We start from the raw sequence: 25,288 nt of genomic DNA, 5'->3' as shown, positions 1-25,288 counted from the left end.
CCAAGCCCTCCCCGTTTCCCCCTCACTCTCCAGCCCCCCCGATTCCACCCCGTGGCCCCGTCACCCGTGGCCGCCGTTCCCAGGAGAAACAATGAACACCAACCGGACCCGCCGCCTTCGCCGCACCACTCTCGCCATCGCCTCGGTCGCACTGCTGCCGCTGGCTCTGACGGCCTGTTCCGACGACGGCAAGGACAGTGAATCCGCCGGTTCGCCGAAGTCGTCGGCGGCCAAGGACAAGGCCGCCGAGAGCCCGGCCGACGACACGGGCACCATGACCGAGCCCTTCGGTCCCGCCTGCTCGTCGGTGCCGAAGGACGGCAAGGGCAGCTTCGCGGGCATGGCGAAGGACCCGGTGGCCACCGCCGCCTCGAACAACCCGGAGCTCTCCACGCTGGTGACCGCGGTCAAGAAGGCCGGGCTCGTGGACACGCTCAACAACGCGAAGGACATCACCGTCTTCGCTCCGACGAACGACGCGTTCGCGAAGATCCCCAAGGCCGACCTCGACAAGGTCCTCAACGACAAGGCACAGCTCACCAAGATCCTCACCTACCACGTGGTGGGCGAGCGGATCGCCCCCGAGGACCTGAAGAACGGGTCGTTCGAGACGCTGGAGAAGTCGAAGCTGACGACCTCGGGATCGGGTGAGTCGTACAAGGTCAACGACTCGGCGAACGTGGTCTGCGGCAACGTCGGCACCGCGAACGCCGACGTCCACATCATCGACACGGTGCTGATGCCCAAGAGCTGACGCGCACGACATGAACCCATGGGCCGGGCCGGCGTGGTCGCACGCCGGCCCGGCCCATTTCCCGTGCTCGTGCGTGCCGGGCATGTGATCTTCATCGCTGCGTCATCGCGCCTCAGGCGGCCCATGGAACACTGTTCGAGGAGTTGCCGTCGCCACTGCCTCCGCCGAACAATCAGGGGCCATGGCCGACTCGACAGCTGGAGATTCATTGACCGACAATCAGCCGGTGCCCCACCCCGAGGGCGAGCGGACCTCTCCCCTGGGGCCCACGACGCAGCGGCTCGCGGCCCAGGCGGCGGAGCTGCGGCGCCAGGTGTCCGAGCTGGAGGTGCAGGTCCGCTCCCGCCCCAAGATCGCGCTGGCCGAGGGTGTGCTGGTGGAGCGGTACGGCCTGCCGGACGCCGAGGCGGCGTTCTCGCTGATGCGCCAGGCGTCGCAGCGGGCCAACATCAAGCTGCACCAGGTGGCCGTCGCCATCGCCCGTACCTCGGGCCCGGAGCGCGGTGCGGACACCTGGTTCGAGCCGCGGCCACCGGAGCCTGCCCCGCCCCTCGACGCGCTCGACGCCGGCACGCTCGACGCGCGGAACCAGGGAGAGGTCCTCGGCAGCGCCCTGAACCGCGTGCTCGACATCACCAGCACCGACATGGGCAATGTCCAGCTGGTCGAGGACACCACGCTGCGCATGGAGAAACACACCGGTCTGAACCAGGAGTTCACCGATTTCTTCGCGTTCGTGGACGGGGGGACCTCGTGCTCACGGGCCGCCGTCGCCCACCACCAGGTCACCGTCAAGGACGTGGAATCGTCCCCCGGTTTCGACGACCTCTCGCGCCGCGTGATCCTCTCCGCCGGCAGCCGCGCCTGCCACAGCATTCCGCTGATCGACGCGACGGACACCGTGCACGGCGTCATCTCCTCGCACCACGCACGCCCTCTGATCGGTTTCACCCACGCACAGCTCAGGGCCCTCGCGGACACCAGCCGTGTGACAGGGGCGTGGATCGACTGGCATCGGCGCACCGTCCTGCCGGAGGCGCTGGAGGATCTGCACCGGCTCGCCCTCGCCCGTCAGGGCTGAGCGTGCGCGACCGCTGCCCCTCCTCCCCGGCGGTTCCTCGCGGAATCTTCACGTCGGGCGCTGTTCCCCTCCGTCTGCGCGGGCACCCGCAAGGGGTCCTCAACGGAAAGGGGAGCGGCATGACAGCGGTCGCCGTCCTACTCCTGCCGGGGCTGGCAGTTCTGCTCCTCCTGATGGTGCAGCTGGAGGACCGGCTGCTGGCCCCCAAATCCCGGGAAAGCACCGCCCGGCACGCCCGTCGGCACCACCTTCACCTGATCCGCGGCGGGGGTGAGGCGGCGCCGGGGCCGGAAAGGCAGCAGACGCGTTCGGCCCGGCCACAGAAGAGAAATGCCGCTTGAGCTGCCGGAACTTTCGGCAATGCGGCGTCCATGACGGGTTTGGCAAGAGGGTGAGGTGACGTGAAAGTCTACGGTCATGACGATGAATGACTACGACCGCGTGCGCGCGGGGATCGAAGCCATGACGGCTTACATTTCCGGCGAACCCGCAATGGACGAATACATCGCGGAGATACGCGCGAAGGACGGCGACCTCGATCAAGTCGCCGACAGTGCCACCGCCTTGTGTGCCGCGCTGCTCTTCCAGATCGCCGAAATGACCGGAAAGACACAGCACGAAGTGCTCCAGGAACTGGCCCATGGACTGAACCGGAGCGAGGCGGAGCAGCGGGGGTAGCCGCGGCATCCCGCACATCGCCACGTTCACCACGCTCAAGGAGCAGTTCCATGGACAGTCCACCGGCAGCCGCGCCCATGGCGGGCGCGGCATGGGACCTGCGGCGCACCGCCCTGCGCCGTACCCCCGTATCGATGTGGAACGACGACGTCTCGGACTGGGCCGCGGCCCTGACGTACTACGCGATCCTGGCCCTGCTCCCCGCCTTCCTGGTCACCGTCAGCCTCATCAGCCTGGTCAGCCCGGACACCACCGAGGCGCTGATAGCCGAGGTGACAAACTGGGCGCCCGCCCAGTCGGGGCGCGCCCTGCAAGCGGCGCTCAGCGACATGGCGGACGCGCGTTCGGCGGCGCTCACCGTGGTGATCGCCGGGGCGGTCAGCGCGGTGTGGTCCGCGTCCAGCTACTCGGCCGTCTTCCGGCGGGCGCTGCACGCGATGCACGGGCAGGCGGACTGCCGGCCCGTCTGGCGCAAGGCGCACCGGGTGCTGATGACCGCGGTCACGCTCCTGGCGCTGCTCGTCGCGAGCGCGCTCCTGCTGGTGCTCAGCGGTCCGCTCGCCGAGGGGGTGGGCCGGCGTATCGGTGTCGGGGACGCCGGCCAGACCGCGTGGAGCCTCCTGAAGTGGCCCGCCCTGGTCTGCCTGGTGGCGCTGCTCGTCCTCGTCCTGTTCCGCAACGCGCCGCCGTCCGCCCGTGGCTGGCGCCGCAGCCTGCCTGGGGGTCTGCTCGCGGCGCTGCTCTGGCTGGTGTCGTCGGCCCTGTTCACCTGGTACGCGTCCGGGTTCGGCAGCTACGGCAAGCTCTACGGTTCGCTCGCGGGCGTCGTGGTCTTCCTGGTCTGGCTGTGGGTGTCCAACCTGGCGCTGCTGGCCGGGGCGCAGTACACCGTGGAGCTGGCCCGGGTGCGGGCCGCCGCCGCGCGGTGACCGAGGGGGCGCGGGTCAGGCCGCTCCGTCGTACGGGGTGACGCGGCGGTAGGCGGCCCGCGCGGCGAACAGCCGGCCCGCGGCCGTGCCGATGAGGGCCGCCGCGAGCAGGCAGGCCATCCAGCCGGGGTCCCGGTGCCCCGCCCAGGAGATCTCGCCGGTGGGGTGGGTGGCGAAGACGTTCAGCAGGGCCCAGCAGAGCAGCGCGGTCCCCGGTGCGGCGGTGAACCGGCCGAGCACCCCGAGGACTCCGGCGAGCAGGGAGAGCGCGGCCAGCGCGAAGCCGGTGCGGTCGAGGGCGCCGAGCAGGTCGAGCACGCCGATCAGCGCGAAGGAGCCCCAGGAAGCGGCCGTCCAGACGAAGGGCGTGGCCATGGGTTCAGGAACCGGCCTGGCGCCCCTGGCGATGTGCCGCCACTCCACCGCGTCCCTGGCGTGGTACCGCCACTGCGTCATCGTCGACTCCTCCCCACCGCCGGGCCCCGGGGGCGACACCGCCCCAGGGCCCTCCACAGCTTCTCGCTCGTGCGGTGCGACCACCGCACCGGACCGGAGCCACGGTCCGCGATCCGGTCAGCAGATTGTCGCACCACGCCCGAAGGGCACCTTCCGGAAGGCGCTGTCCGCCGTCCGGCCGGGCCCGGCCGCGCCGTCAGCCCTGGGTCAGGCGGCCGACCTCCTGCGGGTCGAGACCGGTGAGCTGGGCGATGCGGGGCGCGGGGATGCCGGCGGTCAGGGCACGGTGGACGAGCGACTCCCGTTCCCGTGCGGTATCCCGGAAGTCGAGCAGTTCGGACTCGATGTCCGTCACCGACCGCGGGGAGCACGCCTGTTGCACCCGGATGGTCTCCTCGGGGCTCAGCGGCACGGGCAGCCGCTCGGCCTCCTCCGGAATGATCGCCTCCGTCTCCGCGGGGAGAATCCGGACGAGCTCCGACGAGGCCGACACCCCGTGGGCGTGCAGCCATCCCTGGACAGCGGGGGTCTCGCGGCACTCCAGGTCGCCGACGGCGGCGAGGGGCGCCCCGATCAGAGGGTGGCGTGCGGGCAGCAGAAACAGGCAGGCGTCGTCGGCCATGGCAGCGGAACCGTTCCTTCATCGTAGGTCAGCGGCGTCTGATGCTAGCGCCGCGAGAACCCTCCGGCGCCCCTCTCCCCGACCTCACCGGGCACCTCCTCGAAGTGGGCGGTGTTGCGCCGATCGGCTGATGCGGCGCATCAGGTGGCCGGGGCCGGGTATCGGAGCGGGGAAGCGGACCAGAGAGGCAGGCACTTGATGTTCCCTTCGCAGGACGTAGTCAAGCTGATCCTCAAGGACCACCGGATCGCGGAGGACCTGCTGCGGCAGTTGAGCCACGGCGGCCCGTCCGAACACCGCCACGCCCTGCGGGACTTCGCGCAGCTCTACATCGCCCACGTACGGGCCGAGGAGACGGAGGTCTACCCCGCGCTCCTGCGGTACGGAGGCATCGACAACGGCCAGATCCGGCGCGGCGTGGCCCGCCACGGTGAGGGCACCGAGGCCCTGCTCGACCTGCTGGAGGCCGACGAGCGGAGCCCCTGCGCCTGGGACGCCCGGCTGGCGGAACTCGTCACCTCGGTGACCGACTACGCGGACGAGACGGAACGGACGCTCCTGGTGGACGCCGGTGAGCGGGTCACCCGGGCCGGACGCGTCCGCCTCGGCGCCGCGTTCGCGAGGGAGCGCGCCGAGCAACTGCGTACGTGCCGCGGGGACGTGGACGACGTACGACGCATGGTGCACGGCTGATCATCGGCTCGGCCCGGCGGAGCCACGCGGTCCGACAGGCACCGCCACGGTTCGGAGGCCGGCCCTTCCTGGAGGTGGAGGCATGATGGCACGCACACGCCGCACGGCACGCTCACATCGCCACGAGGACGCGGCAAAGACCGCCGGCGAGCCCGAACCGGGCAGGGCGCCGCTGCCGCCGCTGGTGCGGGCGACCACGATGCTCGTCGCCTTCGTCGGCATGGTCGCCTTCGCCGTGGTGCTTGCCCGTCTCACGCTGGAGCCGTCGGCGGCCTCAGTGACGCTGACCCACAGCAACCTCACGCCCGGGGACTCCATACGGGACTACCTGGCGCAGCCGGGTTTCCGTGACACGGTCAAGCAGATCGGCGGCAACATCCTGCTCGGGGTGCCGTTCGGCATGCTGCTGCCCGTGCTCCTGCCCCGCACCCGCGGCCTGCTCAGGGTGGCGCTGGCCACGGCGGTGACCATGGTCCTGGTCGAGCTGGCGCAGGGCGTCCTCGTGACCGGCCGGACCTTCGACATCGACGACGTCATCCTCAACACCACGGGCGCGCTGGTCGGCTATCTCGTCCTGGGGCGCAGGCTCGGCCGGGCCGTCCACCCCCGGCGGCACCACTGGTGGCACCGCTTCACCAAGCGCGATGCCCGCCAGGGATGGTGAATCACCCACGCAGCGGAAGTGAAATGTCACTCAACGCGTTTATTTACCGTACGTTTGGTTACACGCTGTAGCTGAAGCCTCGCTTGAGGGAGTCTCTGCGGAAGGCAGGCACATGTCCGTAAGCATGCTGGCCATCCTGGGCGTGGCCGTGGCGATCATCACTGCGCTGCTGCTCGCCCGCCCGCTGAACCAGACGAGTACCGACGACCTCCGGCGCCGCTTCGGTCCCGAGTTCGACCGCGCGGTGGCGGAGCACAAGGGGGACACGGCAGCCGCCGAGCGCGAGCTCAGTGAACGCCTGCGGCGCTTCGGCAACCTCCGCGTCAAGGGGCTGAGCACACCGACCCGTGAGCGGTACAGCTCCGCGTGGGCCGAGTTGCAGGAGCGGTTCGCCGACGCTCCGGGACAGACGGTGGCGCTGGCCAACGCCCTGCTCAACCGGCTCGCCGTGGAGCGCGGCTTCCCCGCGGAGTCGCGTGAGCGCCAGGCCGACGCCCTCTCCCTGCACTGTCCGCGGCACGCCCACGGCAGCCGCGAACTGCACGAGGCGGCGCGGCGCGCGGCCGCGGGCGAGACCGACCCCGAGGCCATGCGGCACGCCATGCTCGCCGGGCACGAGCTCTTCCACGAGCTGCTGATGCCCCGCCCGCAGGACCGCAGGGCCGACGCGTCCGCCGGTCACGCGCGACCACACCGCCCCTTCGGCCTGCCGACCCAGCGGTCGGCGCACCCGACCCGCCACTGAGAACCCGCCACTGAGAACCCGGCACTGAGAACCCGCAGGCGGGACACCCGCATCCGGGCCCGCGCGCGGAGGGCCGCGCCCGGCTACCCCGCGTGGCCGCGTCCGACGCGCCGAACACGCCGACTGCGCCTTGCATGAGGATCAGCGCGGAGCACTCAGGGACGGCAAGCTCCCGGCCGCGCAGGAATCGAGGTCCCCTCCCATGCGCGTCCGTCCCGCTCTCACCACCGCCGCACTCACCGCGGCGGCGTTCACCGTGGTGGCGCCCCAGGCCCTGGCCGACCCCCAGCCGTCGCTGTCGATCACCCCGAGCCCCGGCAGGCCCGGCCAGTCGGTGATCGTCTCCGTCGACGGCGGATGCACCGCGGACTCGGCCACCGCCACCTCCGACGCCTTCACGCGGAGCGTCCCGCTGTCCACCGGATCGGCGCGCGTCTACACCGGCAACGGCACCATCCGCTCCGACGCCAGGCCGGGCACCCACGAGGTGAGCGTCGCCTGCCCGGGCGGCGCCACATCCTCGTACACCATCACCGTGGGAGCGGCCGGGTCCGGCCGCGGCGTGCGCGCCGGGACCGGCGGATCACAGGACAACGACGGCATCTACGTGGCCGGGGGCGTCGCGCTGGTCCTCGCGGCCTGCGGCTTCGGCGCGTACCGGCTCCGGCGCAGATCGTCCTGACACACGCCGGTGGCCGGGAGGAGTTCCTCCCGGCCACCGATGCGACGCGTCAGCCCGCCGCCCCGAGCGTGGAGTCGATCTCGCGGCAGAAGTCCTTGAGGTCGTCCGGCTTGCGCGAGGTGATGAGATCCCAGTCCTCGGCGCCGCAGTGCATGACGGACTTGTCGACCCACGTGCCCTTGGCGTTACGGATGTCGGTGGCGACCGAGGCGTACGAGGTGAGGGTCTTGCCCGCCAGGACGTCGGCCTCGACGAGCAGCCACGGGCCATGGCAGATCGCGGCCACCTTCTTGCCCGCACGGGCGAACGTGCGGACCGCGTTCACGGCGTCCTCGTCGAGCCGCAGGTTGTCGGCGTTGATCGTGCCGCCGGGCACCACGAGCAGGTCGTACGAGGACACGTCCGCGTCCGAGATCTTCAGGTCCGGCCGGACCGTCTTGCCGGGGTCCTTGTCGCCGACGAGGGTCTGGATCTCCTCCGCCGAGACCGCGGCCACGTCGACGTGCGCGCCCCGGTCGCGCAGGTGCTCCACCGGCACCACCAGTTCGTCCTGTTCGATCCCGTAGTTGGAGACGATCGTCAGAACGCGGTGGCCGTCCAGGGTGTTCTCAGCCATGACGCTGCCTTTCCTTCCTGCTGTGGTCGCTCGGTGTCGTGCGGGGATCGGGTGCCCCGCGTCACGAGGGGCATGCGGGACCGACGTCTCCTGCCGGGCGGGCAGAAAGTCCTGGAACGACGTCGGCCCCGGACCGGCGGCCGTGTGCGTACGCCGTTGATCAGTAGAGCTTGTTCACCGCCGTGACGGTCGTCTTCTTGAAGTCGGCGACCTGGGCGTCGGCGAAGCCACCCATCTGGCCCCACTGCACGAGCGTCACGGTGTTGCCGTCACGGCCCACCGAGAACATGTTGATGTCGGAGGCGCCCCAGATGGCCTCCGTGTGGACGCCGTAGACGTACGCGCCCTCCTCGACGTTCAGCTTGCCGTAGTACTTCTGCTCCGCGGTGATGTCGGGGTTCTCCTCCATCACCTTCTTCGCGCAACCGTCGAGCTTGGTGCGCAGCAGGGCCGCGTAGTCCTTGGCCCGCCGCTCACTGCTCTCGACGACCGTCACCTGCAGGGCGCCGGTGTCCAGGTCGGTGCGGTAGGCGCGGTGCACGGACGTGGACGGGAGCGCCTCGCCGACGCACATCGGCAGCGGGTCGGGCTGCCCCGCCGTGACCGGTCCCGCGGTCCAGGCGGACGTCGGATGCGGCGGAAGCTGGGAAGGTGCCAGGAAGCGGGGCGTACCGGCCGCGGAAGCCGGTACCGTCCCGGCGGCGACACCGGCCGTCGCCGCCACCGCTGCCGCGGCGACCAGGCCCTTGTTCACACGCATGCTCGTCTTCATCGATTCCCCCAGGTCGTCAGGTCTTGTCTCAGGTCGTCGGGTCTCGGATCGTCGGGTCTCAGGTCGTCAGGCCCTTTTCGGGCGAACATATCCGCCCTTTTGATCTGACATCCCTTACGACCCGCCGGACCCCGGACACGTTGCCCTCCCGCACGTCACAGCTCTGTCCCGCATGTCACCGAACGGCAACAGCGCCGGCGGTGGCGGGGCGGGCGCCGGGGGCCGACACTGGGTCGGAATCGTCCGGACGCCGGACCAATCCGCGGCGCCGACGGCTACGGATCACAGACGTACCGCGATCCGTGTCCCGGAGGAGCACCGCGTGAAAGAAGTCGTGCACATCGGCACCCGAACACCACCGGGGCCCGATCTACGAGAGCTGGTCGCCCTGGTCGCGCGCGGCGACCAGGAGGCCTTCTCCGGTGTCTACGACGCCGTGGCAGGACCCGTCCTTGGCGTCGTACGCGGCGTCCTGCGCGACCACGCCCAGTCGGAGGAGGTCGCCCAGGAGGTCCTCGTGGAGGTGTGGCGCACCGCGCCCCGCTACCGTTCCGACCTCGGAACGGTGATGAACTGGGTCCTCACGCTCGCCCACCGGCGCGCGGTGGACCGGGTCAGGTCGGCGGAGGCCTCGGCCGCCCGCGACCACAGGGCCGCGCTCCTCGACCACTCCCCCGAGTTCGACGAGGTCAGCGAGCAGGTGGAGACACGGCTCGAACGCGAGCAGGTGCGCCGCTGCCTGCGCACCCTGACGGAGGTGCAGCGGCAGTCGGTGACCCTCGCCTACTACCGCGGCCTGACGTACCGCCAGGTGGCCGAACTCCTCGCCCTGCCGCTCGGCACGGTCAAGACCCGCCTGCGGGACGGACTCATCCGCCTCCGCGACTGCCTGGGGGTGAACGCATGACCATCTCCGACGACCCGCACACCCTGACGGGCGCCTACGTCACGCACGCGCTGGACGACGCCGAACGCGCGGCGGTCGAGCGGCACCTGGCCGTCTGCCCCGCCTGCGCCCAGGAGGTGCGGGAACTGGGCGAGACCGCGGCCCGGCTCGGTCTCGCCCTGGCCGCCGCGCCCCGGCGCGCCATGAAGGACGACGTGCTCGCGCGCATCGCCACGGTCCGCCAGGAGGTCCCGCGCCCCGAAGCCCCGTCGGGGCCGGGCACCGCGCCGCGGCGGGTGCGCGGCGCCACCCGGTGGGCGCTGGCCGCCTGCGTCGCCGCCGCGACGGTGTTCGGCGGCACCGCCGTCTGGCAGCATCAGCGCGCCGAGGACGCCCGCGAGGCGGTCCAGCGGACACAGGCGCGGGCCCAGGAGCTGGCGGCGGTCCTCGCCGCACCGGACGCGAAGGCCCGTACGGGCAGGCTCGCCGACGGAGCCAGCGGCACCGTCGTGGTCTCCGCCGCCCGCGACCGGGCCGCGTTCGTGGCGACGAACCTGCCGAAGCCGCCGCGGGGCAAGGTCTACCAGCTGTGGTTCAACGACGACGGGTCCATGCGCCCGGCCGGTCTGATGGACCCCGGAAAGGACACCGAGGCCATGCTGATGGACGGTTCGGTCGGCCGGGCGGTCGGCATGGGGATCACGCTGGAACCGGAGGGCGGCTCACCGAAGCCGACCTCGGACCCGGTGGCGTTGATGGAGTTCCCCGCCTGACGCGCGAGCCGCGGGGGTGTCAGACGAGCCCCGTCACGGTCACCGTGACCCGTGGGTCGTCCGTCGCCCCCGTCGCCTGCCGCACGGCGCCGACGACCGCGGCGCGCACCTCCCGGGTCACGTCCACGGCCCGGTGGCCGCGGCGCAGCACGACGTGCACATCGGCCTGCCAGCTCCCCCTGTCCCGCGTCACCCGCACACCTGAGGCGTACGAGGGGCTGTCCGACGCGCCGCTGCCGGGGCGCACCCGGGCCAGGGCCTTCGAGGCGCGGATGAGCTGGGCGAGGCCCGGCCGCAGGAACGCGACCCCGGGGGTGGCGAGCACCGCCCTTCCCACGGCCTCGGTCAGCTCACCGGAGGCCAGTCGCTCGGTCACGGCCGCTCCTCGTTGTCGTCGATGATGTCGCTGTCGTCGATGGGGTCACTGTCGTCGATGATGTCCGCGATCGTCACGTCGACGGAGACGACCCGCATGCCGAGCTCGGCGTCGGCGGCTTCGAGGACCCGGTGGCGCACCTTGTCCGCGACCTCCTGGAGACCCCAGGTGAGCGCCACCTCCACCGCCAGGCGGATGACGACGGGGCCACGCCTCAAGCGCCGCGCCGGAGCCGCGTCGGGCATCGGGTCGGGCACGGCCTCGATGCGGCAACTGCCCGCCCGTACCCCCGGCAGCGTCTCGGCCGCCGCACGGATCACCCGGGCCGCGGCGGCCTCCACGATCCAGGCGTCCTCGTCGTCCTCGCCGAGCGGCAGCGTGCGGCCCGGCCGCAGTTCGAGGCGGACCACGTCCATGACGCGGCCCACCAGCGCCGAGGCGTCCGGCTCGGCCGCCGCGGGGTCCGTGTCCCGCGCGGTGGCCACGACGTCCTCCAGGCGCCGCAGGGAGTTCAGCGCCTCGGTGCAGTGCGGGCAACCGGCGGCGTGGGGATCGGGCTCGCCGGTCTCGTGGCGTTCCCAGACGCTCCACAGTTCCCTGCCGCAGGGCAGCAGCTCCCGTTCCGCCCGGTCATGCTCCGGGCCGCTCCCGCCGGCAGCGCCGTGCCCGCCGCCCGGTCCTGTCCCCTCGTTCACCGCCATGCGGCCATCGCCTCCGTGAGATAGCGCCGTGCCCTGAAGACGCGGCCGCGCACCGCCTCCGGACTGATGCCGACGGACTCGGCGATGGTTTCGTAGGCGAGGCCGTTGAGTTCGCGCAGCACCCAGCAGACGCGCTGTTCCGGTGAGAGCCCCGCCATCGCCCTGGACAGATCGGCCGCGGCGGCGTGGGATTCGGCCACTCTGGCCGGGGACGCCACGTGTTCGGGCGCCTGGGGTTCGGGCACGCCCTCCAGGTCGACGGAGGGCCTGCGCGAGCGCAGCACGTTCAGGCACCGGTTGGTGACGATGCGGTGTATCCACGTGCTGAACCGCGCGTCCCTGCGGAACTCCGGCAGCTTGCGCCAAGCGCTCACGAACGACTCCTGTACGGCGTCCTCGGCCTCCGTCCGGCTTCCGAGCAGCCGCGTCGCGAGCCGCAGCAGAGCGGGGGCATGGCGGCGCATCAGCTCCTCGAAGGCCTCTTCGTCGCCTTCCCCGGCGCGCACCGCCAGCAATCCGTCGTGGCGCCGTGCGGACGCGTCCGCTTCGTCCTCCGGCACTCTGCCCCGGTCCCCGGGCACACGCGGCTCCTCTCGTCCAGGTCGTGCTCCTACGACACATGGAAGGCGGTCCGCGTTACGCGGCGAGGGCACGTTACCCGCCGCGGCGAAAAAACTCTCCGAGGCGCGTAACGACGTTCCCGCATCCGTGTCGGACAGAAGAGAGTGGGCGCGGGCAGACGCATCCGTGACACGAGCGGGCACCGAACCCACCGAACGACGCAGCCGAACAACTCCGACGACGAGGAGCAGCCGTCATGGCGACTCAGGACATTCACTCGAACGCGACCACGAGCACGACCTCGGCCTCGGCCTCCGGCGACATCGGTCGCACCGACACGTCGCAGAAGAGCGCGGGCAGCACCACCGTGACCGGCGGCACCGGCCCGTCCGAGCCGGCCGCGACGCGCGGCAAGACCTCCATCGCCGACGTGGTGGTTGTGAAGATCGCCGGAATGGCGGCGCGCGAGATCCCCGGCGTGTACGACATGGGCGGCGGGCTCTCCCGCACGCTCGGCGCGGTCCGCGACCGTGTGCCCGGCGGCCGGCCCAACGTCGGGCGCGGCGTGAAGGTCGAGGTCGGCGAGCGGCAGACCGCCATCGACCTGGACATCGTCGTCGAGTACGGCGTGCCGATCACCGACGTCGCCCACGACGTCCGCGAGAACGTCATCGCCGCCGTGGAGCGGATCACGGGCCTTGAGGTCGTCGAGGTGAACGTCGCGGTCAACGACGTGCGGCTGCCCGGCGACGAGACCGCGGACTCGACGGGCGACGCACGGGTGGAGTAGCCCCCGCCCGGCCCTTCCTGTTCCGATGTCGCGGGGTTCCGCGGTGAGAGGTGAGTGGTGAACACAGCTCTGGTAGGCATGATCGCCGGGATGGCTCTGGGGTTCGCCGGCTGGTTCGGCGGCTTCGGTGCCTTCCTCCTGGTGGCCGCGCTCGGCGCGGTCGGTTTCGTCGTGGGACGTCTCGTGGACGACGGCACGGACATACGGGAGTTCCTCGGCGGCCGTGGCCGGGGTGGCCGATGAGCGCCCCGGCGGCGGAGCGCGGCTCGACGACCGTGGCCGACCGCGCGGTGCGCCGCATCGCCGAGCGGGCTGCCACCGAGGCCCTCGGCCCTGGAGAGGTCCAGGTCGGCCGGGGCTCCGCCGCCGTGCGGGGCCGCCGGGCCCGGGTCGGTGTCACGGTGAGCCTGCCCTACCCCGCCGTGCTCGACGAGGCGGGCGAACGCGTACGGTCGCACGTCGCCGACCGCACGGCGCTGCTCACCGGGCTCGCCGTGCCGTCGGCCCGCGTACGGGTGCGGGAGCTGCGGGTACGGGAACGGGCGGAGCAGCGGTCGCGGGAGACGTCCGTCGAGGCGGGTCGGGCGGGTGAGTTCCGCTCGCGCAGGCCGTGGTCCGAGCGGCGGACGCCCGTCGCCGTGCCGGCCTTCCTCTTCGCCGCGGTCTGCGGGCTGCTCCTCTACGACGTCGTCTCCGTGCACGCGGCCGGGCGGGCGCCCGCGCGGTGGCGGACGCGGTCCGTGGAGTGGCTGTCCGCCCACGGTCCCGACAGCGCGGCGTGGCCCGGCCTGGTGGTCGCCGTCGGGCTCATCGTGCTCGGCGTGTGGCTGCTGGTCCTCGCCGTCACGCCCGGTCTGCGCGGGCGGCTTCCCCTGGCGGCGCCGGTGGGCGTGCGGGCGTCCCTCGACCGGCGTGCCGTCGCCCTGCTGGTGCGGGACGCCGTGTCGGACGTGCCGGGCGTCGGCCCGGTACGGGTCGACGTCGGCCGGCGGCGCGCCCGGGTGCGTGCGGGCCTGCGGTTCGGCGCGCGGGAGACCGTTCGCGTGGCCGTGGTCGAGGCGGCGGAGGAGGCGGTGGCCGCGTGCGGCCTGGCGCGGCCTCTGCGAGTCCGCGTCCGGGTGCGCACCGAACCGGCCTGGAGCGCGCCGCCGGAGCCGCAGGCCGCCGTACCGGCTTCGACTGCGGGAGGGGGTACCGCCGATGAGCGGACTGCGTAACGGCACCAACCGGGGGGCGCTGTTCGTGCTGGCGGCCGCCCTGGTGGTCGCGGGTGCGGCGCTGGCCTCCGTGACGGATCTCGTACGGGACCGGCTGCCCGCCGGCTGGCCCCGGCTTCCGGCCGACCGGGTGTGGCTCGGCGAGGAAGCCCTCGGGCGGTGGCGCGACCGGGGGTGGTGGACGCCTGTGGTGATCGCCGCGCTCTGCCTCGGGGTGCTGCTGTTCCTGTGGTGGGCCGTGGGTCAATTGCGGACGGGGCGCCTGCGTGAGCTGGCGCTCGGGCAGGGGGGTGTCACGCTGTCGGGCTCCGCGTTGGCCGCCGCGGTGGCGGAGCGGGCCCGTGCGGTGCCTGGCGTGGCCGACGCGCGAGTCGTGCTGCGTGGCCGCCCCCGGCGGCTGCGGGTGCGGGTCACGCTGACGCTCACGTCCGGTGCGTGTCCGGGGGCGGTGCTGCGGGAACTGGCGGAGGGGGCTGTGACGGAGCTGCGGGCTGTGGCGGCGCCGCGGGGGGTGGAGGCGGAGGTGCGGTTGGCTGCGGCGTTGCCTTGGCGGTTTGGGCGGGGGCGGCGGCGGCTTCGTTAGGGGCGGGTGGGTGCTCGCCCTGGCCTCGCTTGCCGTTTGCGTAGTTCCCCGCGCCCCCGAACAACCGGTCTCAAAGGGGGTCGCAGCAGCCGTCTCTTCGCATTTCTCGGGATGTTTCCAGCCAGCCCTCCGGTGGGGGCGGCTGGCGTTTGTGGGGGGTGAAGGCCGTCAGGAGGTCTTTGGTGCTGTGGTGGGCTCCGGCTCGTACGACGTCCGTCGTGCGTACCAGCGTGGCGAAGTCGGTGAACGGGTCGCCGTCCACCACCGTGAGGTCGGCGAGCTTGCCGGGCTCCACCGTGCCCAGCTCCGCGTCCAGGCCGAAGACCCTGGCCGGCAGCACCGTCGCCATGCGCAGGGCGGCTGCCGGGGACAGGCCGCCGCGGTGCAGGGCCCGTAGGCCCAGGTGGAGTGCGAGGCCCACCGGGACCAGGGGCTGGTCCGTGCCGAGGGCCACCAGGCCGCCCGCGGCCAGGACGCGGCGGTAGATGTCGGTCTCCGTGCGCAGCGTGGCCAGTTGCGCGGCGGTCGGCGGGACGCCCGCCGCGGCCTTGATCTGCGCGGCGTCCCACGGTGGCATCACCACCGTGACCCGCGGATCCTCCGCGAGGCCGGGGTCCGCGCCGAGCAGCGGCGCCGAGGTGAAGGGCGTGGCGATCAGGGCGAAGCCCGTGCCGTAGACGGCCAGGACGTCGTCCCACGCCTTGCCCGAAGCGGTCACCGCGTGGCCGGACTCCGCCCGCTGCGTCGCCTGGAGATGTGTCGTCAGGTCCTGGCCGAGCTGGACGCCCGGCGACAGCAGATGCCCGCCGCACCGCACCCCCAGGCGCTCGTGGGCGAAACGCGCGGCCTCCCGCATCACCCACCCCGGCGCCCGTACGTAGGTCTTGACGAAGTCCCAGTCCAGCGCGGCGCCCCGTTCGAGCGACCGGCGCAGGCCCGCCCTGCTCGTGTGGGCCCGGCCCATGCTGTACGCGACGCGGGCGCCGTCCAGCAGTTCCCCCGAGGTGAGCAGGCGCGGTCCCGCGAGCTCGCCCGAGGCCACGGCTTCCCTGACGCGCGCCTGTTCGAAGGCGAACCCGCCGAGCGACACCGCCGTGGTGATGCCGTAGGTCAACTGGCCGACCGTCTGCCGGCCCCCGTACGTGCTCTGCCAGGGGTGGGTGTGGCTGTCCCAGAGGCCGGGCACGACCGTGCGCCGCGAGGCGTCGATACGGCGTTCGGACCGCGTGCCCCTGCGCGCCCGGTGCGGCTCGACCGCCCGGATACGGCCGTCCCGGACGATGATGTCGATGTCATCGCGGGTTCCCTCCCCCGTCCCGTCCCACAGTTTCCCGGCGTGCACCACCATGTCGTCGGGGGCGGGCCTGCGGCTGTTCAGGGTCACGGGGACCGTCCGCGGACGGCCGCCGTCCGCTTCGATCGTGCGCAGCCGGGTGCCCGACAGGTAGAGGAGCGTGCGTGAGTCGCCCGACCAGGACGGGTGGTCGGCCGGTTCGTCGGTGAGGGTGCGCGGTCCGCCGCGCGGGGTGCCGTCGGCTGTGACGGGCAGGACGCACAGCGCGGAGTCCACGATCACCGCCATGTGGCGGCCGTCCGGCGACCAGACGGGCCCGGAGTCGTACCGGTCGGCGAGCGAGGTGTGCGGGGCGACGGCGTGCAGCCGGTCCTCGCCCGTGGTGGTGTCGACGACGCGGATGAGGTTGTAGCCCTCGCGGAAGCGGAAGTTGAGGCGGTTGCGGTCGCAGAGGGCGAGGTACCGGCCGTCGGGCGACCAGCTCGGTCTGCCGGGCAGTCCTCCCCCGCCGAGCGGGGTGGCGAGTGTGCGTTCGGTGCCGTCGGCCAGGTCGCGGACGATCAGTTTTCCGGTCAGGTCGAGGCAGGCGAGCCGCTTTCCGTCGGGCGAGAGCACGGGGTGGACCCGGCCGCCGGTGGCGAGCGGTGTCTCGGTGCCGGTGGCCAGGTCGTGCCGGTACACGCCGAGCAGCCCGTCGCGGTCGTCGGCGTAGACGAGTGACGTGCCGTCCCTGGCCCAGGTGGGGCCGAGCAGGTAGGCGGTGGGGGCCGATCTGCGCAGTCGCCGGGGCCCTCTGCCGCCCTCGGTGTCCGCGAGCCAGAGGGAGTTGAGCGCGGCGAAGGCGATCCGCCGTCCGTCCGGCGAGAGCGCGGGCAGGTGGATGCCGCGCACCGGACCGCCGCGGCCGAGGCCCAGGTCGTACTCCTTCACCCGGTACCGGGGGCGGTCCACCGGCACGGTGGCGTCGAACGGGATCGTCTCGGCCGTGCCGGGGTCGTCCGGTCGTACGAGGGTGAAGCGGCCGTCCACGGTGAGCAGCAGCCTGCCGTCCGGGGTCCAGCGCGGCGGTACGGGGGCGACGTCGCCGTCGAGGGCGACAGGGGTGCCGTCGACGACGAGGGTGCAGGAGGCGTGGGGCGCGGCGGTGACGCGCAGATAGGCCAGGCGGCCGCCGCCGGCGGCGACGGCCGGGGTCATCACCTGGGCGGCGGCGGTCTCGGTGCGGACGGTGGTGACGGGGCCCGCTCCCCCGGCGGCGACCGCCGCGACGGTACGGGCTTCGAGGGCGGTGCCCTGGGGCACGGCGACGGTCCTCCCGCGGACGAACAGGATGCGCTTGCCGTCCGGTGACCAGGTGGGGTCGAAGTCCTCCCACCGGTCGTCCTGGAGCGGGCCCTCCTGGCCCGGCAGGCCGGTCACGCGGGTGATGTCGCCACTGGCGAGATCGAGGACGTGGATACGGTACGGGCCGCCCTTCACGGGGTCGCCGCCCCGCTCCGACGCGAAGGCGATGCGCGTGCCGTCGGGCGACCAGGCGGGGCCCCGGTCGTCCCAGGGCCCCCCGGTGCGGCGGCGCAGCCCGGTGCCGTCCGGGCGCACCGTCCAGATGTGGAAGCCGCCGTCCCGGTACGCCCCGAACGCGATCAGGCCGCCGTCCGGTGAGTGCGTGGGCCGGTTGGGATCGAGCTCCGGGGAGGTCAGCGGCACGGCTTCGCCGCCCGTGCGGGGCACTGACCAGAGCATGGCCTGCGCCTCGGCGACGAGCCTGCCGCCGCCGGAGGGGAGGGTGGCCGCCCCGTTGGTGACGCGGGTGAAGGAGAGGGGGACGCCGGTCCGCGGGCGGGCGGGGGCAGGGACGGCGCCCAGCGCCACGAGCGCCCCGCCGGCCCCGGTGGCGACCATCAGCTGACGACGAGACAGAGGCAACGCGGCGGCGCTGCGGTCACAGTCCATGGCAGAGCACACTCGCGCACCGCGAGGGCGGGGGCAACACCCCACGGCGTGGCGCGGACCCTTTCGGTCACGTGCCCCGCTCACCGGCTCAGGGGCCGGCCGCGCCGTCCAGCTCCCGCTTGAGGTTGCGCAGGGTCCGGTCGATGTTGCGGACCTGGAAGGCGGCGAACGTGTGTCCGCCGGTGGCGATCCGGTCGAAGGTGTTGGCCACGAAGGCGGGCCACGAGCGCCGGTCGTCCGTCCAGGTCTCGGTGACCCGTGTCGCCGGGCCCGGCGCCCCCTGCCCGCTCTCGGTCCCGCTCTCGCTCTCGGTCTCCTCGAAGCGGTACTCCCAGGTGGCGATGGGGCCACGCAGGCGCGGGCGCTTGAAACCGATCGCGTGGACGCGGAAGGCGAAGCGCTTGCCCGGGTCCGCCTCGGTCACCGTGCACCGGGTGGTCCAGCGGGCGGCTCCGCGCTTGTTGTGCCCCACGAAGACCTGGCCCACCCGGGCGGGCCCGGCCTCGTCGGCGACGGTCGCGCCCAGGTTCTCCGGACTCCACCGCCCCATCTGCGCGGGGCGGCTGACCTGCTCGTACACCAGCGAAGGCGGCGCTTCGACCACGATGCTGCGGGACACGGTGAACGTGCGGGCCATGGAGTACTCCGTTCCTCGGCCCATGACATTACCCGCCAGTAAGGACGGAGGGAAGCGGGATCTGCGGGTGCGTGGGCCGGGCGCGCTCCTTCGTCAGCGCGTTGATGACCTGGCGGGCCAGGAGCGGATCGGCCGGCAGCGCGTGCGCGGCGAACCAGCGGGCCGCCGTGGGATCGGGCGAGGGCTCGACGAACTCGGCGCCCGCGTAGTCGTCGAGCGGCGGGTCGTACACGTAGCCGCAGACGAGCCCGTGGTCCACCAGGCGGCAGAGAAGGGCGTCGCGGTCGTGGACCAGGAGGGGGACGCGGAAGAGCGGCAGCGGGCCGCCCCGCGCCGAGCGGTCGCGCAGCGCCTGGCCGGCCCAGGCGGTGGCGCCGAGCAGCGAGACGCCGATGCGCCGGCGGGCGAGGTCGCCCTCCAGCCGGTCCAGGCGCAGCTTCACCTGGCCGCGGACCAGCGTGCCGTGCCGCGCGCGGAAGCCGTGCAGGTCGACGCGGACCCATGACTCGTACGCGGCCAGGCTCGGCGCCCGGTGCGCCGACCGCGCGAGCTGTCCCGGGCGCAGGTCCATGCGGATGGCGTCGCGTTCGAGGAGGCCCAGGCGCTGCATCGTCCGCCACACCGGGCGCACGAGCCCCGCGGAGCGCACGGCCGAGCGGGCCAGCGGGCGCAGCGTGGCGGCCAGGTCGTGGCGCAGGCGGCGCGGCGTCAGGAGCTCGTCGCGCAGGAGCTCCATCTCCCGCCGGGTGCGCGCGTCCTCGACGGCGAGGAAGCCGCCGGCCATCGCCGCCACGTGCTTGGACAGGCTGAACGCGCCCGCCCTGCCGAACGTCCCGATCGGCCGGCCGTCGACGCGCGTGCCGATGGCGTGCGCCGCGTCCTCGAACAGGGGGATGCCCAACTGGTCGCAGCGCTCGCGCAGTTCGACCACGCGGTCGGGCACCCCGTACAGGTTCGTGGTCAGGACCGCGTCGACGTCGCGCCACGTCGACTCGGGGACGGCGGCCGGGTCGATGTTGCCGTCCCAGGCGGAGACCGGGGCCTGTACGGGGCGCAGGCCCGCCGCGAGGACCACGAAGAGGATCACGTCGTCGTTGACGGGTGACATCAGCACCCGCGCGCCCGGCCGGCACCAGCGCCGCAGTGCCAGGTAGAGCGCGAGGCGGGCCGACGGCGTGTAGACGCACTCGCGCCCGAGGCGCCGCGCCATCTCCTCGGCCAGCCGTGATCCGTACGGCACGGGCATCCCGCCTCTTCCGCTGCATCGCCGTGGATGGGGTCGCCCGGGAGAGGTCCGGCCTCTCGGGGGCGTCGAGCGTGGCCGGCCGTGCTCGGGACGGCCGGCCCGTGGAGAAGACGTGCTCAGCGTGTGCGGAGCGGCCGGTCCGCGGGGCCCGGCCGGCTCGATGTGCGCAGGGTGCCGACCGCCTTCAGGAGCCGGTCGGCCGGTTCCCGCAGCTCGGGGTGGGCGAGGACCGTGTTCCGCAGGCCACGCACCGGTCTGCGCCACATGCGGTGCGCCGCCGCCACCGGGTGGGGCCGCGTCGCGAAGCCCTCGCCGACGCGCAGCTCGCGGGTCTTGAGCCAGTCCTTGTACTGCTTGTCGCCGCGGCCCATGTCCATGAGGCGCACCCCGCGCGCGGCCGCGGCCTCGGCCATCCGCAGGTGCATCATCAGGCCGGGCGAGTAGTAGCTCAGTTCGGGGTCGTACGCGGTGAACCAGGCCGCGAAGACGGTGCGCGACGTCGGCCCGAAGTGTGCGGCCACCGGGCGGTCACCGGCGTACAGCACGGAGAGCACACCGGCGAAGTGCTCCTCGCGGACCTGGAAGAGGTGGTCCACCAGGTCGACGATCCAGGGCCGCGCGAAGCGGTCCATGCGCCCCGTCCTGCGGTACTGGGCGGACTTCCAGCGCATCAGCGTGCGCAGTACCCGCGGGTCGCGCTCGTCGTGGACGAACCGCGTCTCGCCGATGTCGCGCCCCAGGCGGCGCTCCTTCTTCAGCGTCGTCTTGGCGAGCTTCGGATACGCTCCGCGCAGCCACCGCGCGTAGTCCCCGTCGCCGGGCCTCAGGTCGAGGACGGGTGAGGCGAACGTCCCCGTGACGTATCCGCAGAAGGGCTTCTGCTCCTCCACGAGGTGATCGAACTCGAAGACGGAGAGGCCGCAGGCCCGCAGCAGTTCCTCCGTGTCCCAGATGACCCCGGGGCGGTGCACGAGGGCCTGGCAGTCGGAGAGACCGAGGCCGATGGCCCGGCCGACACCGAAGGAGTTGCGCTCGTACGGGAGGAAGCCGACCGGCCGGTCGTTCTCCCGCAGGACCGCCACCAGTGAGCGGCCGCGGTGGCGGCCGACGGCCTCCGCGAACTCGGGCGCCAGGAAGGGATTCGCGTACTCGGGCGACTCGTCCATCGCCTGGTGCCAGGCGGAGCGGACCGAGGGGCTCAGGCCGTCGGGCCTGTGGAGGGTGATGCGCACCTCAGATCAGCCGCCCTTCCCCACGCTCCACGAAGGGCGAGCCGTGCGCGCCGCCGGTCACTACGGCGTATGGACCGTTGCTGTGGGATCGCATGGGCGACCGCTCCCCCCGTCGACGCTGCCGCGTCCTGCCGGACCTCCGGATTCCATGCCGCTACGCGCGTACGCCCGTGCCAGGGTCGGCGACCGATGCGAACTGCGCGGCGGCGCTCAAAGGTCGCGAAACCGTACGCACGTGTCAAGGGTGCTGACCGGCCTCGCGCCTCACGTGCCTTCGTGGCCAGCGGTGTTGTGCGGTTCCGCGCGCGCTTTCGCGATCTGGGCCAACGCCTCGCGCAGACTGTTCGGCCGCAGTGTTCCGCGCACGGCGGGCCCCGCCCAACCGGGTCCGCCCAGCATGACGACGGGCCCGCCCCTCGCGCCCCGCACGCCCCAGCGGAGGTCGGCCAGGTGCCGGGCCAGCGGCACGCTCGCGGTGGACCGGGCCTGCGACCAGAGGAAGACGACCGGCGGGCCCGTCCTGCGGACCGCGGCGGAGACCGCCTCGACGGGCACGGCCGCGCCGAACATGCGCTGGGGTACGCCGAGTTCGCCCAGGGCGGCGCTGAGCGCCTCCAGCGGGAGCGAGTGCTGCTCGCCGGGGACGCAGGCCAGGAGCAGCGGGGCCGCGGCGGACGGGGCGACGGGGGCCGCGGCGCAGCGGTGCAGGGTGCGGGAGACCTGCCAGGACAGCAGGTGCTCGACCTCCACGTACCGGTCGCCGGACTCCTCCCACTTGCGGCCCACCGCGTGCAGCGTCGGCATGATCACCTCGTGCCAGGCGTCGACGAGGCCGTGCCGCTCCACCGCGCCGGTCAGCAACTCCTGCACCGTGGGCGCGTCGAGGCGTACGGCGGCGCGGGAGAGGCCCTTGCGCTGCCGTATGAACATCTCCGGTGACGAGGGCCGGGTACGGCGTGCCCGCCGGGGTCCCGGCACCGGCACGGACAGCGCCTCGCCGGCCAGTTTCAGCGCCGCGTGCGCGGCCTCGGCGGGCGGCACCCCGGCGGCGGTGAGCCGGCCCATCTCCTCGACCATGGCCACGTCCCGCTCGGTCCAGCGGCGGTGGTGGCCGGGCTCCCGCCGGGCGGGGCCGAGGCCGTACCTGCGGTCCCAGGTCCGCAGCGTCGTCGGTGACACCCCGAGCCGCCTCGCCAGCGCGCCGGTGGTGACCCCGGTGCCCTCGGGACCACCGTCCCCCGGACGTCGCCGGGCGTGGTCCTCGCGCCCCCCTGACTCATCCATCCGCCCACGATACGACGCACGACCGACGCAAGTTGCCGCGTGATCACGGCTGTTCCGAAGATGTCCCCGCCGCGGCCGGGTCCGCGGTGCGCCTGCCCGGTCATGACCGTAATGGCGGCTTTTGCCGACCGGTCCGAGGAGCTGACGGAGCGTCGATGAGTACAGCGGTGTCACCGCGGCCCGCCGAGGTGCCGGACACGGAGGCGGAACTGGCCTCGGGCCTTGCCCGCGGTGACGAGTCGTGCCTCGTCACGCTGTACCGCCGGGGAGGGCCGCGCGTGTACGCCCTGGCCCGGCGGGCTCTCGGCGACAGCCGTGAGGCGGAGGACGTCACGCAGCAGGTCTTCCTCGCCGCGTGGCGCGGCCGGCGGGGGTACCGCCCCGAACTCGGCAGCCCCATGGCCTGGCTGACGGGCATCACACGGCGGAAGATCGCGGACACCCTGGCCGCGCGTGCCCGCAGGGCGGCACTCGTCGAGTACGCGGGAGCGCGGTACCTCGCGCACCACGCCGGGGACGAGGGCATGGATACCGTGGTCGACCGGGTGCTGCTGACGCGGGAGCTGGCGAGGCTGTCGGTGCCGCAGCGGACGGTGCTGTGCCTGGCGTTCTACGAGGACCTCACCCAGCCGCAGATCGCCGAGCGGACGGGGTGGCCGCTGGGCACGGTCAAGAGCCACGCGCGGCGCGGCATGCACCGCCTCCGCCTGCTTCTTGAGGCGCCTGCTTCTTGAGGCGCCTGTTTCTTGAGACTGCCGCTTCTTGAGGCCCGCCCTGCTGCTTGAGAGAACCGGCCGGGAATCCGATGAGATTCCTGTCCGTCCGCCGCATCCATGGAGCCCGTTCCTGCGGAAGTACGTGACAGCCCGCCGTGCCGGTCACCGTCACGCGGCCGCAGGCCCGCCGTGACCCCGCGGCCTGCGTGTCCCAGCGGGGTCGGCGCCGCTGAGGCCGCCGCCGCCGCCGTTGCCCGTGGAACGGCGGCCGCGGGGCCGTGGGTGGTGTGCGCGTCACGCCGCACCACCCACGTGCCCGCCCCGCACGGAAGCCGTCCCGCACGGAAGCCGTCCCGCGCGGAAGCCGTCCCGCTCAGGCCGCGGACGCCTTGTCCGCGATGACGCGCTCCTCGCCCACGGGATGCGTCACGTGGTGCATCAGCGCGGCCAGCACGCCGCCCACCAGGGGCGCCAGGATGAACAGCCAGAGCTGCGTCAGGGCCCCTCCCCCGGCGAACAGGGCCGGACCCAGGCTGCGCGCGGGGTTGACGGACGTACCGGTCAGCGGGATGCCGACCAGGTGGATGACGGCCAGCGCGATGCCGATCGGCAGCCCGTCGAAGCCGGTGACCGCCACGCGGTGCGTGACCCCGAGGACCACGAACACCAGCAGGAACGTCAGCACCATCTCGGCGAGGAAGGCGCCGCCGATGTTGATGCCGACCGCCGACCTGTCGCCGTAGCCGTTGCTGCCGAAGGAGCCGCTCGTCCGCAGCCCCGGCACCTGCTTGGCCAGCAGGAAGAGCAGGGCCGCGCCGATGATGCCGCCGACGATCTGGGCGACCCAGTACGTGACGGCGGTGCGGACGTCGATGCGGCGCGCGCAGAGCATGCCGAGGGTGACGGCGGGGTTCACGTGACAACCCGAGATCGGGCCGAGCGTGTAGGCGAGGGCCAGCAGCGTGAAACCGAAGGCCAGCGCGATGCCGAGGGTGCCGATGTACTCCACGGCGAGCACCGCCGACCCCACGGCGAAGAAGACCAGGAGCAACGTACCGAGGAACTCCGAGATCACCGCTCTTGTCTCCACAGCTACCACCTCGCAGGGTCTGCCGGACTGTCCGGCTCATCGTCCCTTCGGCCGCACGTGCCCGCCTTCCGGGCGACCCGGGAGAAGACGGACCGCCGGCCGTACGGACGGCGGTCCTCTCAGGCCGGGCCGTGCCCCTCGCGCCGGACCTCGCCTCCATCGCTCCGTACGCCCGGTCGAGTGACGGCGATGGTTGAAGACCGGTGATTTCGCCGATGCGCACGGCATGGGATCGCCCGGACAGTGGCCGCTGCCGACAGACGCCTTCCCCCGAAAGGAACCCACCGTCGTGCAGCAGCCCAGCAACGAGACCCAGACCATCACCGCCACCACGCCACCCCCCGGCGGAAACCGGACCCGCACCCGCCTCCTGCGGGCCGGCCTCGCCGCCCTGCTGGCCGCGGGCGGCCTGATGACCGCCCAGACGGGCAGCGCGGGCGCCGCGGACAACCCGTACGAGCGTGGCCCGGCGCCGACCGTGTCGAGCATCGAGGCGTCGCGCGGCCACTACTCCGTGTCCGAAGCGCGCGTGTCGTCCCTGAGCGTCAGCGGCTTCGGCGGCGGGACCATCTACTACCCGACGTCGACCAGTGACGGCACGTTCGGTGCCGTCGCGATCTCGCCCGGCTACACGGGCACCCAGTCGTCCATCTCCTGGCTGGGCCCGCGGCTCGCCTCGCAGGGCTTCGTCGTCTTCACCATCGACACCCTCTCCACGGTCGACCAGCCCGCCAGCCGGGGCCGCCAACTGCTGGCCGCGCTGGACTACCTGACCGAGCGCAGCACCGTACGCGGCCGGATCGACGGCAGCAGACTCGGCGTCATGGGCCACTCCATGGGTGGCGGCGGCTCCCTGGAGGCCGCCAAGAGCCGTCCCGCGCTCCAGGCGGCGATCCCGCTGACCGGCTGGAACCTCGACAAGAGCTGGCCTGAGCTGCGCACGCCCACGCTCCTCGTCGGCGCCGACGGCGACAGCATCGCCCCGGTCGGCTCGCACTCGGAGCCCTTCTACGAGAGCCTGCCCGGCTCCCTCGACAAGGCGTACCTGGAGCTGAACGGCGCGAGCCACTTCACTCCGAACACGTCCAACACCACGATCGCGAAGTACAGCGTCTCGTGGCTCAAGCGCTTCATCGACAACGACGTGCGCTACGAGCAGTTCCTCTGCCCGCTGCCACGCCCGAGCCTGACCATCGAGGAGTACCGGGGGAACTGCCCGCACACCTCCTGAGCAACGCCTTCCGCATCGGTTTACGC

Annotated in this window: 29 protein-coding genes; 16 read left to right on the top strand and 13 right to left on the bottom strand. The window is 73.0% G+C overall.

Annotated features, from left to right (window positions below; translation table 11 throughout):
* Positions 1-91: 91 nt before the first annotated feature.
* From ACZ6JY_RS10330 to ACZ6JY_RS10315, 4 genes are all read left to right on the top strand, one after another.
* Positions 92-754, top strand: coding sequence for a fasciclin domain-containing protein (locus ACZ6JY_RS10330; protein WP_469194246.1), 663 nt, complete (start codon positions 92-94; stop codon positions 752-754).
* A 208-nt stretch (positions 755-962) separates the two neighbouring features.
* The gene (locus ACZ6JY_RS10325; protein WP_469194244.1) at positions 963-1,835 is read left to right on the top strand and encodes an ANTAR domain-containing protein; all 873 of its coding nucleotides are present in this window, start codon (positions 963-965) and stop codon (positions 1,833-1,835) included.
* A 423-nt stretch (positions 1,836-2,258) separates the two neighbouring features.
* Positions 2,259-2,513: a hypothetical protein gene (locus ACZ6JY_RS10320; RefSeq protein WP_447035182.1), complete on the top strand. Its 255-nt coding sequence runs from the start codon at positions 2,259-2,261 to the stop codon at positions 2,511-2,513.
* Between the two features lie 50 nt (positions 2,514-2,563).
* Entirely contained in the window at positions 2,564-3,442 is an 879-nt protein-coding gene (locus tag ACZ6JY_RS10315) for a YihY/virulence factor BrkB family protein (protein ID WP_469194242.1), read from the top strand.
* A gap of 15 nt (positions 3,443-3,457) precedes the next feature.
* Here ACZ6JY_RS10315 and ACZ6JY_RS10310 read toward each other — a convergent pair whose 3' ends face one another.
* Together ACZ6JY_RS10310 and ACZ6JY_RS10305 are read right to left on the bottom strand one after the other, a co-directional pair.
* Entirely contained in the window at positions 3,458-3,898 is a 441-nt protein-coding gene (locus ACZ6JY_RS10310; protein WP_469194240.1) for a hypothetical protein, read from the bottom strand.
* A 196-nt stretch (positions 3,899-4,094) separates the two neighbouring features.
* Positions 4,095-4,520, bottom strand: coding sequence for a DUF6003 family protein (locus ACZ6JY_RS10305; protein ID WP_469194238.1), 426 nt, complete (start codon positions 4,518-4,520; stop codon positions 4,095-4,097).
* A gap of 198 nt (positions 4,521-4,718) precedes the next feature.
* On the opposite strand from ACZ6JY_RS10305, the gene ACZ6JY_RS10300 reads away from it, so the two are divergent.
* The 4 genes from ACZ6JY_RS10300 to ACZ6JY_RS10285 all read left to right on the top strand — a co-directional run bounded on the left by ACZ6JY_RS10300 (position 4,719) and on the right by ACZ6JY_RS10285 (position 7,304).
* Positions 4,719-5,213 (top strand): hemerythrin domain-containing protein, encoded by a 495-nt coding sequence (locus tag ACZ6JY_RS10300; RefSeq protein WP_469194236.1) that lies wholly within the window; start codon positions 4,719-4,721, stop codon positions 5,211-5,213.
* Positions 5,214-5,295: 82 nt separating this feature from the next.
* Positions 5,296-5,877, top strand: a complete 582-nt coding sequence (locus tag ACZ6JY_RS10295; RefSeq protein WP_469194234.1) for a VanZ family protein — start codon at positions 5,296-5,298, stop codon at positions 5,875-5,877.
* A 112-nt stretch (positions 5,878-5,989) separates the two neighbouring features.
* On the top strand, positions 5,990-6,622 hold the full coding sequence (locus tag ACZ6JY_RS10290; protein WP_469194232.1) for a hypothetical protein: 633 nt from the start codon (positions 5,990-5,992) through the stop codon (positions 6,620-6,622).
* 202 nt (positions 6,623-6,824) lie between these two features.
* Positions 6,825-7,304 carry a hypothetical protein gene (locus tag ACZ6JY_RS10285; protein ID WP_469194230.1) on the top strand — a complete coding sequence of 160 codons (480 nt, stop codon included), beginning with the start codon at positions 6,825-6,827 and terminating at the stop codon, positions 7,302-7,304.
* Positions 7,305-7,353: 49 nt separating this feature from the next.
* Here ACZ6JY_RS10285 and ACZ6JY_RS10280 read toward each other — a convergent pair whose 3' ends face one another.
* Together ACZ6JY_RS10280 and ACZ6JY_RS10275 are read right to left on the bottom strand one after the other, a co-directional pair.
* Positions 7,354-7,920, bottom strand: coding sequence for a type 1 glutamine amidotransferase domain-containing protein (locus tag ACZ6JY_RS10280; protein ID WP_469194228.1), 567 nt, complete (start codon positions 7,918-7,920; stop codon positions 7,354-7,356).
* Positions 7,921-8,080: 160 nt separating this feature from the next.
* Entirely contained in the window at positions 8,081-8,680 is a 600-nt protein-coding gene (locus ACZ6JY_RS10275; RefSeq protein WP_469194226.1) for a hypothetical protein, read from the bottom strand.
* Between the two features lie 334 nt (positions 8,681-9,014).
* Between ACZ6JY_RS10275 and ACZ6JY_RS10270 the strand changes: the two genes are divergently transcribed.
* Entirely contained in the window at positions 9,015-9,599 is a 585-nt protein-coding gene (locus ACZ6JY_RS10270) for a sigma-70 family RNA polymerase sigma factor (protein WP_469194224.1), read from the top strand.
* Positions 9,596-10,351, top strand: a complete 756-nt coding sequence (locus ACZ6JY_RS10265) for an anti-sigma factor (protein ID WP_469194222.1) — start codon at positions 9,596-9,598, stop codon at positions 10,349-10,351. The genes ACZ6JY_RS10270 and ACZ6JY_RS10265 overlap by 4 nt, the downstream gene beginning before the upstream one ends.
* 19 nt (positions 10,352-10,370) lie before the next feature.
* Here ACZ6JY_RS10265 and ACZ6JY_RS10260 read toward each other — a convergent pair whose 3' ends face one another.
* Genes ACZ6JY_RS10260 through ACZ6JY_RS10250 form a run of 3 tightly spaced genes read right to left on the bottom strand, consistent with a single transcriptional unit; the run spans position 10,371 to position 11,988 of the window.
* Complete coding sequence (locus ACZ6JY_RS10260) at positions 10,371-10,727, bottom strand: Asp23/Gls24 family envelope stress response protein (RefSeq protein ID WP_469194220.1); 357 nt, start codon at positions 10,725-10,727, stop codon at positions 10,371-10,373.
* The gene (locus tag ACZ6JY_RS10255; RefSeq protein ID WP_469194218.1) at positions 10,724-11,428 is read right to left on the bottom strand and encodes a hypothetical protein; all 705 of its coding nucleotides are present in this window, start codon (positions 11,426-11,428) and stop codon (positions 10,724-10,726) included. The genes ACZ6JY_RS10260 and ACZ6JY_RS10255 overlap by 4 nt, the downstream gene beginning before the upstream one ends.
* On the bottom strand, positions 11,419-11,988 hold the full coding sequence (locus ACZ6JY_RS10250; RefSeq protein ID WP_469195012.1) for an RNA polymerase sigma factor: 570 nt from the start codon (positions 11,986-11,988) through the stop codon (positions 11,419-11,421). Before ACZ6JY_RS10250 ends, ACZ6JY_RS10255 begins: the two co-directional genes overlap by 10 nt.
* 257 nt (positions 11,989-12,245) lie before the next feature.
* On the opposite strand from ACZ6JY_RS10250, the gene ACZ6JY_RS10245 reads away from it, so the two are divergent.
* The 4 genes from ACZ6JY_RS10245 to ACZ6JY_RS10230 are packed head-to-tail and all read left to right on the top strand — an operon-like array spanning position 12,246 to position 14,579.
* Positions 12,246-12,779 (top strand): Asp23/Gls24 family envelope stress response protein, encoded by a 534-nt coding sequence (locus ACZ6JY_RS10245; RefSeq protein WP_469194216.1) that lies wholly within the window; start codon positions 12,246-12,248, stop codon positions 12,777-12,779.
* 57 nt (positions 12,780-12,836) lie between these two features.
* Positions 12,837-13,022, top strand: a complete 186-nt coding sequence (locus ACZ6JY_RS10240; RefSeq protein ID WP_447035197.1) for a hypothetical protein — start codon at positions 12,837-12,839, stop codon at positions 13,020-13,022.
* Positions 13,019-13,996 carry a DUF6286 domain-containing Asp23/Gls24 family envelope stress response protein gene (locus ACZ6JY_RS10235; RefSeq protein ID WP_469194214.1) on the top strand — a complete coding sequence of 326 codons (978 nt, stop codon included), beginning with the start codon at positions 13,019-13,021 and terminating at the stop codon, positions 13,994-13,996. Before ACZ6JY_RS10240 ends, ACZ6JY_RS10235 begins: the two co-directional genes overlap by 4 nt.
* Complete coding sequence (locus ACZ6JY_RS10230) at positions 13,980-14,579, top strand: alkaline shock response membrane anchor protein AmaP (RefSeq protein ID WP_469194212.1); 600 nt, start codon at positions 13,980-13,982, stop codon at positions 14,577-14,579. Before ACZ6JY_RS10235 ends, ACZ6JY_RS10230 begins: the two co-directional genes overlap by 17 nt.
* Positions 14,580-14,649: 70 nt before the next feature.
* Here ACZ6JY_RS10230 and ACZ6JY_RS10225 read toward each other — a convergent pair whose 3' ends face one another.
* From ACZ6JY_RS10225 to ACZ6JY_RS10205, 5 genes are all read right to left on the bottom strand, one after another.
* On the bottom strand, positions 14,650-17,826 hold the full coding sequence (locus ACZ6JY_RS10225; protein ID WP_469194210.1) for an amidohydrolase family protein: 3,177 nt from the start codon (positions 17,824-17,826) through the stop codon (positions 14,650-14,652).
* An 88-nt stretch (positions 17,827-17,914) separates the two neighbouring features.
* On the bottom strand, positions 17,915-18,463 hold the full coding sequence (locus ACZ6JY_RS10220; RefSeq protein WP_469194208.1) for an SRPBCC family protein: 549 nt from the start codon (positions 18,461-18,463) through the stop codon (positions 17,915-17,917).
* Between the two features lie 28 nt (positions 18,464-18,491).
* On the bottom strand, positions 18,492-19,709 hold the full coding sequence (locus ACZ6JY_RS10215) for a DegT/DnrJ/EryC1/StrS family aminotransferase (protein WP_469194206.1): 1,218 nt from the start codon (positions 19,707-19,709) through the stop codon (positions 18,492-18,494).
* Positions 19,710-19,825: 116 nt separating this feature from the next.
* On the bottom strand, positions 19,826-20,941 hold the full coding sequence (locus tag ACZ6JY_RS10210; protein ID WP_469194204.1) for a GNAT family N-acetyltransferase: 1,116 nt from the start codon (positions 20,939-20,941) through the stop codon (positions 19,826-19,828).
* Positions 20,942-21,205: 264 nt separating this feature from the next.
* Positions 21,206-22,225: a MerR family transcriptional regulator gene (locus ACZ6JY_RS10205; RefSeq protein ID WP_469194202.1), complete on the bottom strand. Its 1,020-nt coding sequence runs from the start codon at positions 22,223-22,225 to the stop codon at positions 21,206-21,208.
* Between the two features lie 155 nt (positions 22,226-22,380).
* Between ACZ6JY_RS10205 and ACZ6JY_RS10200 the strand changes: the two genes are divergently transcribed.
* A complete protein-coding gene (locus ACZ6JY_RS10200) occupies positions 22,381-22,959 on the top strand; it encodes a sigma-70 family RNA polymerase sigma factor (protein WP_469194200.1) in 579 nt (192 codons plus the stop codon).
* A gap of 355 nt (positions 22,960-23,314) precedes the next feature.
* Here ACZ6JY_RS10200 and ACZ6JY_RS10195 read toward each other — a convergent pair whose 3' ends face one another.
* Positions 23,315-24,040: an MIP family channel protein gene (locus ACZ6JY_RS10195; protein WP_469194198.1), complete on the bottom strand. Its 726-nt coding sequence runs from the start codon at positions 24,038-24,040 to the stop codon at positions 23,315-23,317.
* 280 nt (positions 24,041-24,320) lie between these two features.
* Here ACZ6JY_RS10195 and bdeA point away from each other — a divergent pair, with 280 nt between their 5' ends.
* On the top strand, positions 24,321-25,262 hold the full coding sequence (gene bdeA / locus ACZ6JY_RS10190; RefSeq protein WP_469194196.1) for a bis(hydroxyethyl) terephthalate hydrolase: 942 nt from the start codon (positions 24,321-24,323) through the stop codon (positions 25,260-25,262).
* Positions 25,263-25,288 lie beyond the last annotated feature (26 nt).

Source organism: Streptomyces sp. NPDC046335, assembly GCF_055587985.1.
This window is presented reverse-complemented; position numbering and strand designations above follow the sequence as displayed.

Bases quoted from the DNA above. Each gene is read 5' to 3' on its own strand.
- ACZ6JY_RS10330 (WP_469194246.1), top strand. From the start codon at position 92: ATGAACACCAACCGGACCCGCCGCCTTCGCCGCACCACTCTCGCCATC.
- ACZ6JY_RS10320 (WP_447035182.1), top strand. From the start codon at position 2,259: ATGAATGACTACGACCGCGTGCGCGCGGGGATCGAAGCCATGACGGCT.
- ACZ6JY_RS10315 (WP_469194242.1), top strand. From the start codon at position 2,564: ATGGACAGTCCACCGGCAGCCGCGCCCATGGCGGGCGCGGCATGGGAC.
- ACZ6JY_RS10310 (WP_469194240.1), bottom strand. From the start codon at position 3,898: ATGACGCAGTGGCGGTACCACGCCAGGGACGCGGTGGAGTGGCGGCAC.
- ACZ6JY_RS10305 (WP_469194238.1), bottom strand. From the start codon at position 4,520: ATGGCCGACGACGCCTGCCTGTTTCTGCTGCCCGCACGCCACCCTCTG.
- ACZ6JY_RS10300 (WP_469194236.1), top strand. From the start codon at position 4,719: ATGTTCCCTTCGCAGGACGTAGTCAAGCTGATCCTCAAGGACCACCGG.
- ACZ6JY_RS10295 (WP_469194234.1), top strand. From the start codon at position 5,296: ATGATGGCACGCACACGCCGCACGGCACGCTCACATCGCCACGAGGAC.
- ACZ6JY_RS10290 (WP_469194232.1), top strand. From the start codon at position 5,990: ATGTCCGTAAGCATGCTGGCCATCCTGGGCGTGGCCGTGGCGATCATC.
- ACZ6JY_RS10285 (WP_469194230.1), top strand. From the start codon at position 6,825: ATGCGCGTCCGTCCCGCTCTCACCACCGCCGCACTCACCGCGGCGGCG.
- ACZ6JY_RS10280 (WP_469194228.1), bottom strand. From the start codon at position 7,920: ATGGCTGAGAACACCCTGGACGGCCACCGCGTTCTGACGATCGTCTCC.
- ACZ6JY_RS10275 (WP_469194226.1), bottom strand. From the start codon at position 8,680: ATGCGTGTGAACAAGGGCCTGGTCGCCGCGGCAGCGGTGGCGGCGACG.
- ACZ6JY_RS10265 (WP_469194222.1), top strand. From the start codon at position 9,596: ATGACCATCTCCGACGACCCGCACACCCTGACGGGCGCCTACGTCACG.
- ACZ6JY_RS10255 (WP_469194218.1), bottom strand. From the start codon at position 11,428: ATGGCGGTGAACGAGGGGACAGGACCGGGCGGCGGGCACGGCGCTGCC.
- ACZ6JY_RS10245 (WP_469194216.1), top strand. From the start codon at position 12,246: ATGGCGACTCAGGACATTCACTCGAACGCGACCACGAGCACGACCTCG.
- ACZ6JY_RS10235 (WP_469194214.1), top strand. From the start codon at position 13,019: ATGAGCGCCCCGGCGGCGGAGCGCGGCTCGACGACCGTGGCCGACCGC.
- ACZ6JY_RS10230 (WP_469194212.1), top strand. From the start codon at position 13,980: ATGAGCGGACTGCGTAACGGCACCAACCGGGGGGCGCTGTTCGTGCTG.
- ACZ6JY_RS10225 (WP_469194210.1), bottom strand. From the start codon at position 17,826: ATGGACTGTGACCGCAGCGCCGCCGCGTTGCCTCTGTCTCGTCGTCAG.
- ACZ6JY_RS10220 (WP_469194208.1), bottom strand. From the start codon at position 18,463: ATGGCCCGCACGTTCACCGTGTCCCGCAGCATCGTGGTCGAAGCGCCG.
- ACZ6JY_RS10215 (WP_469194206.1), bottom strand. From the start codon at position 19,709: ATGCCCGTGCCGTACGGATCACGGCTGGCCGAGGAGATGGCGCGGCGC.
- ACZ6JY_RS10205 (WP_469194202.1), bottom strand. From the start codon at position 22,225: ATGGATGAGTCAGGGGGGCGCGAGGACCACGCCCGGCGACGTCCGGGG.
- ACZ6JY_RS10200 (WP_469194200.1), top strand. From the start codon at position 22,381: ATGAGTACAGCGGTGTCACCGCGGCCCGCCGAGGTGCCGGACACGGAG.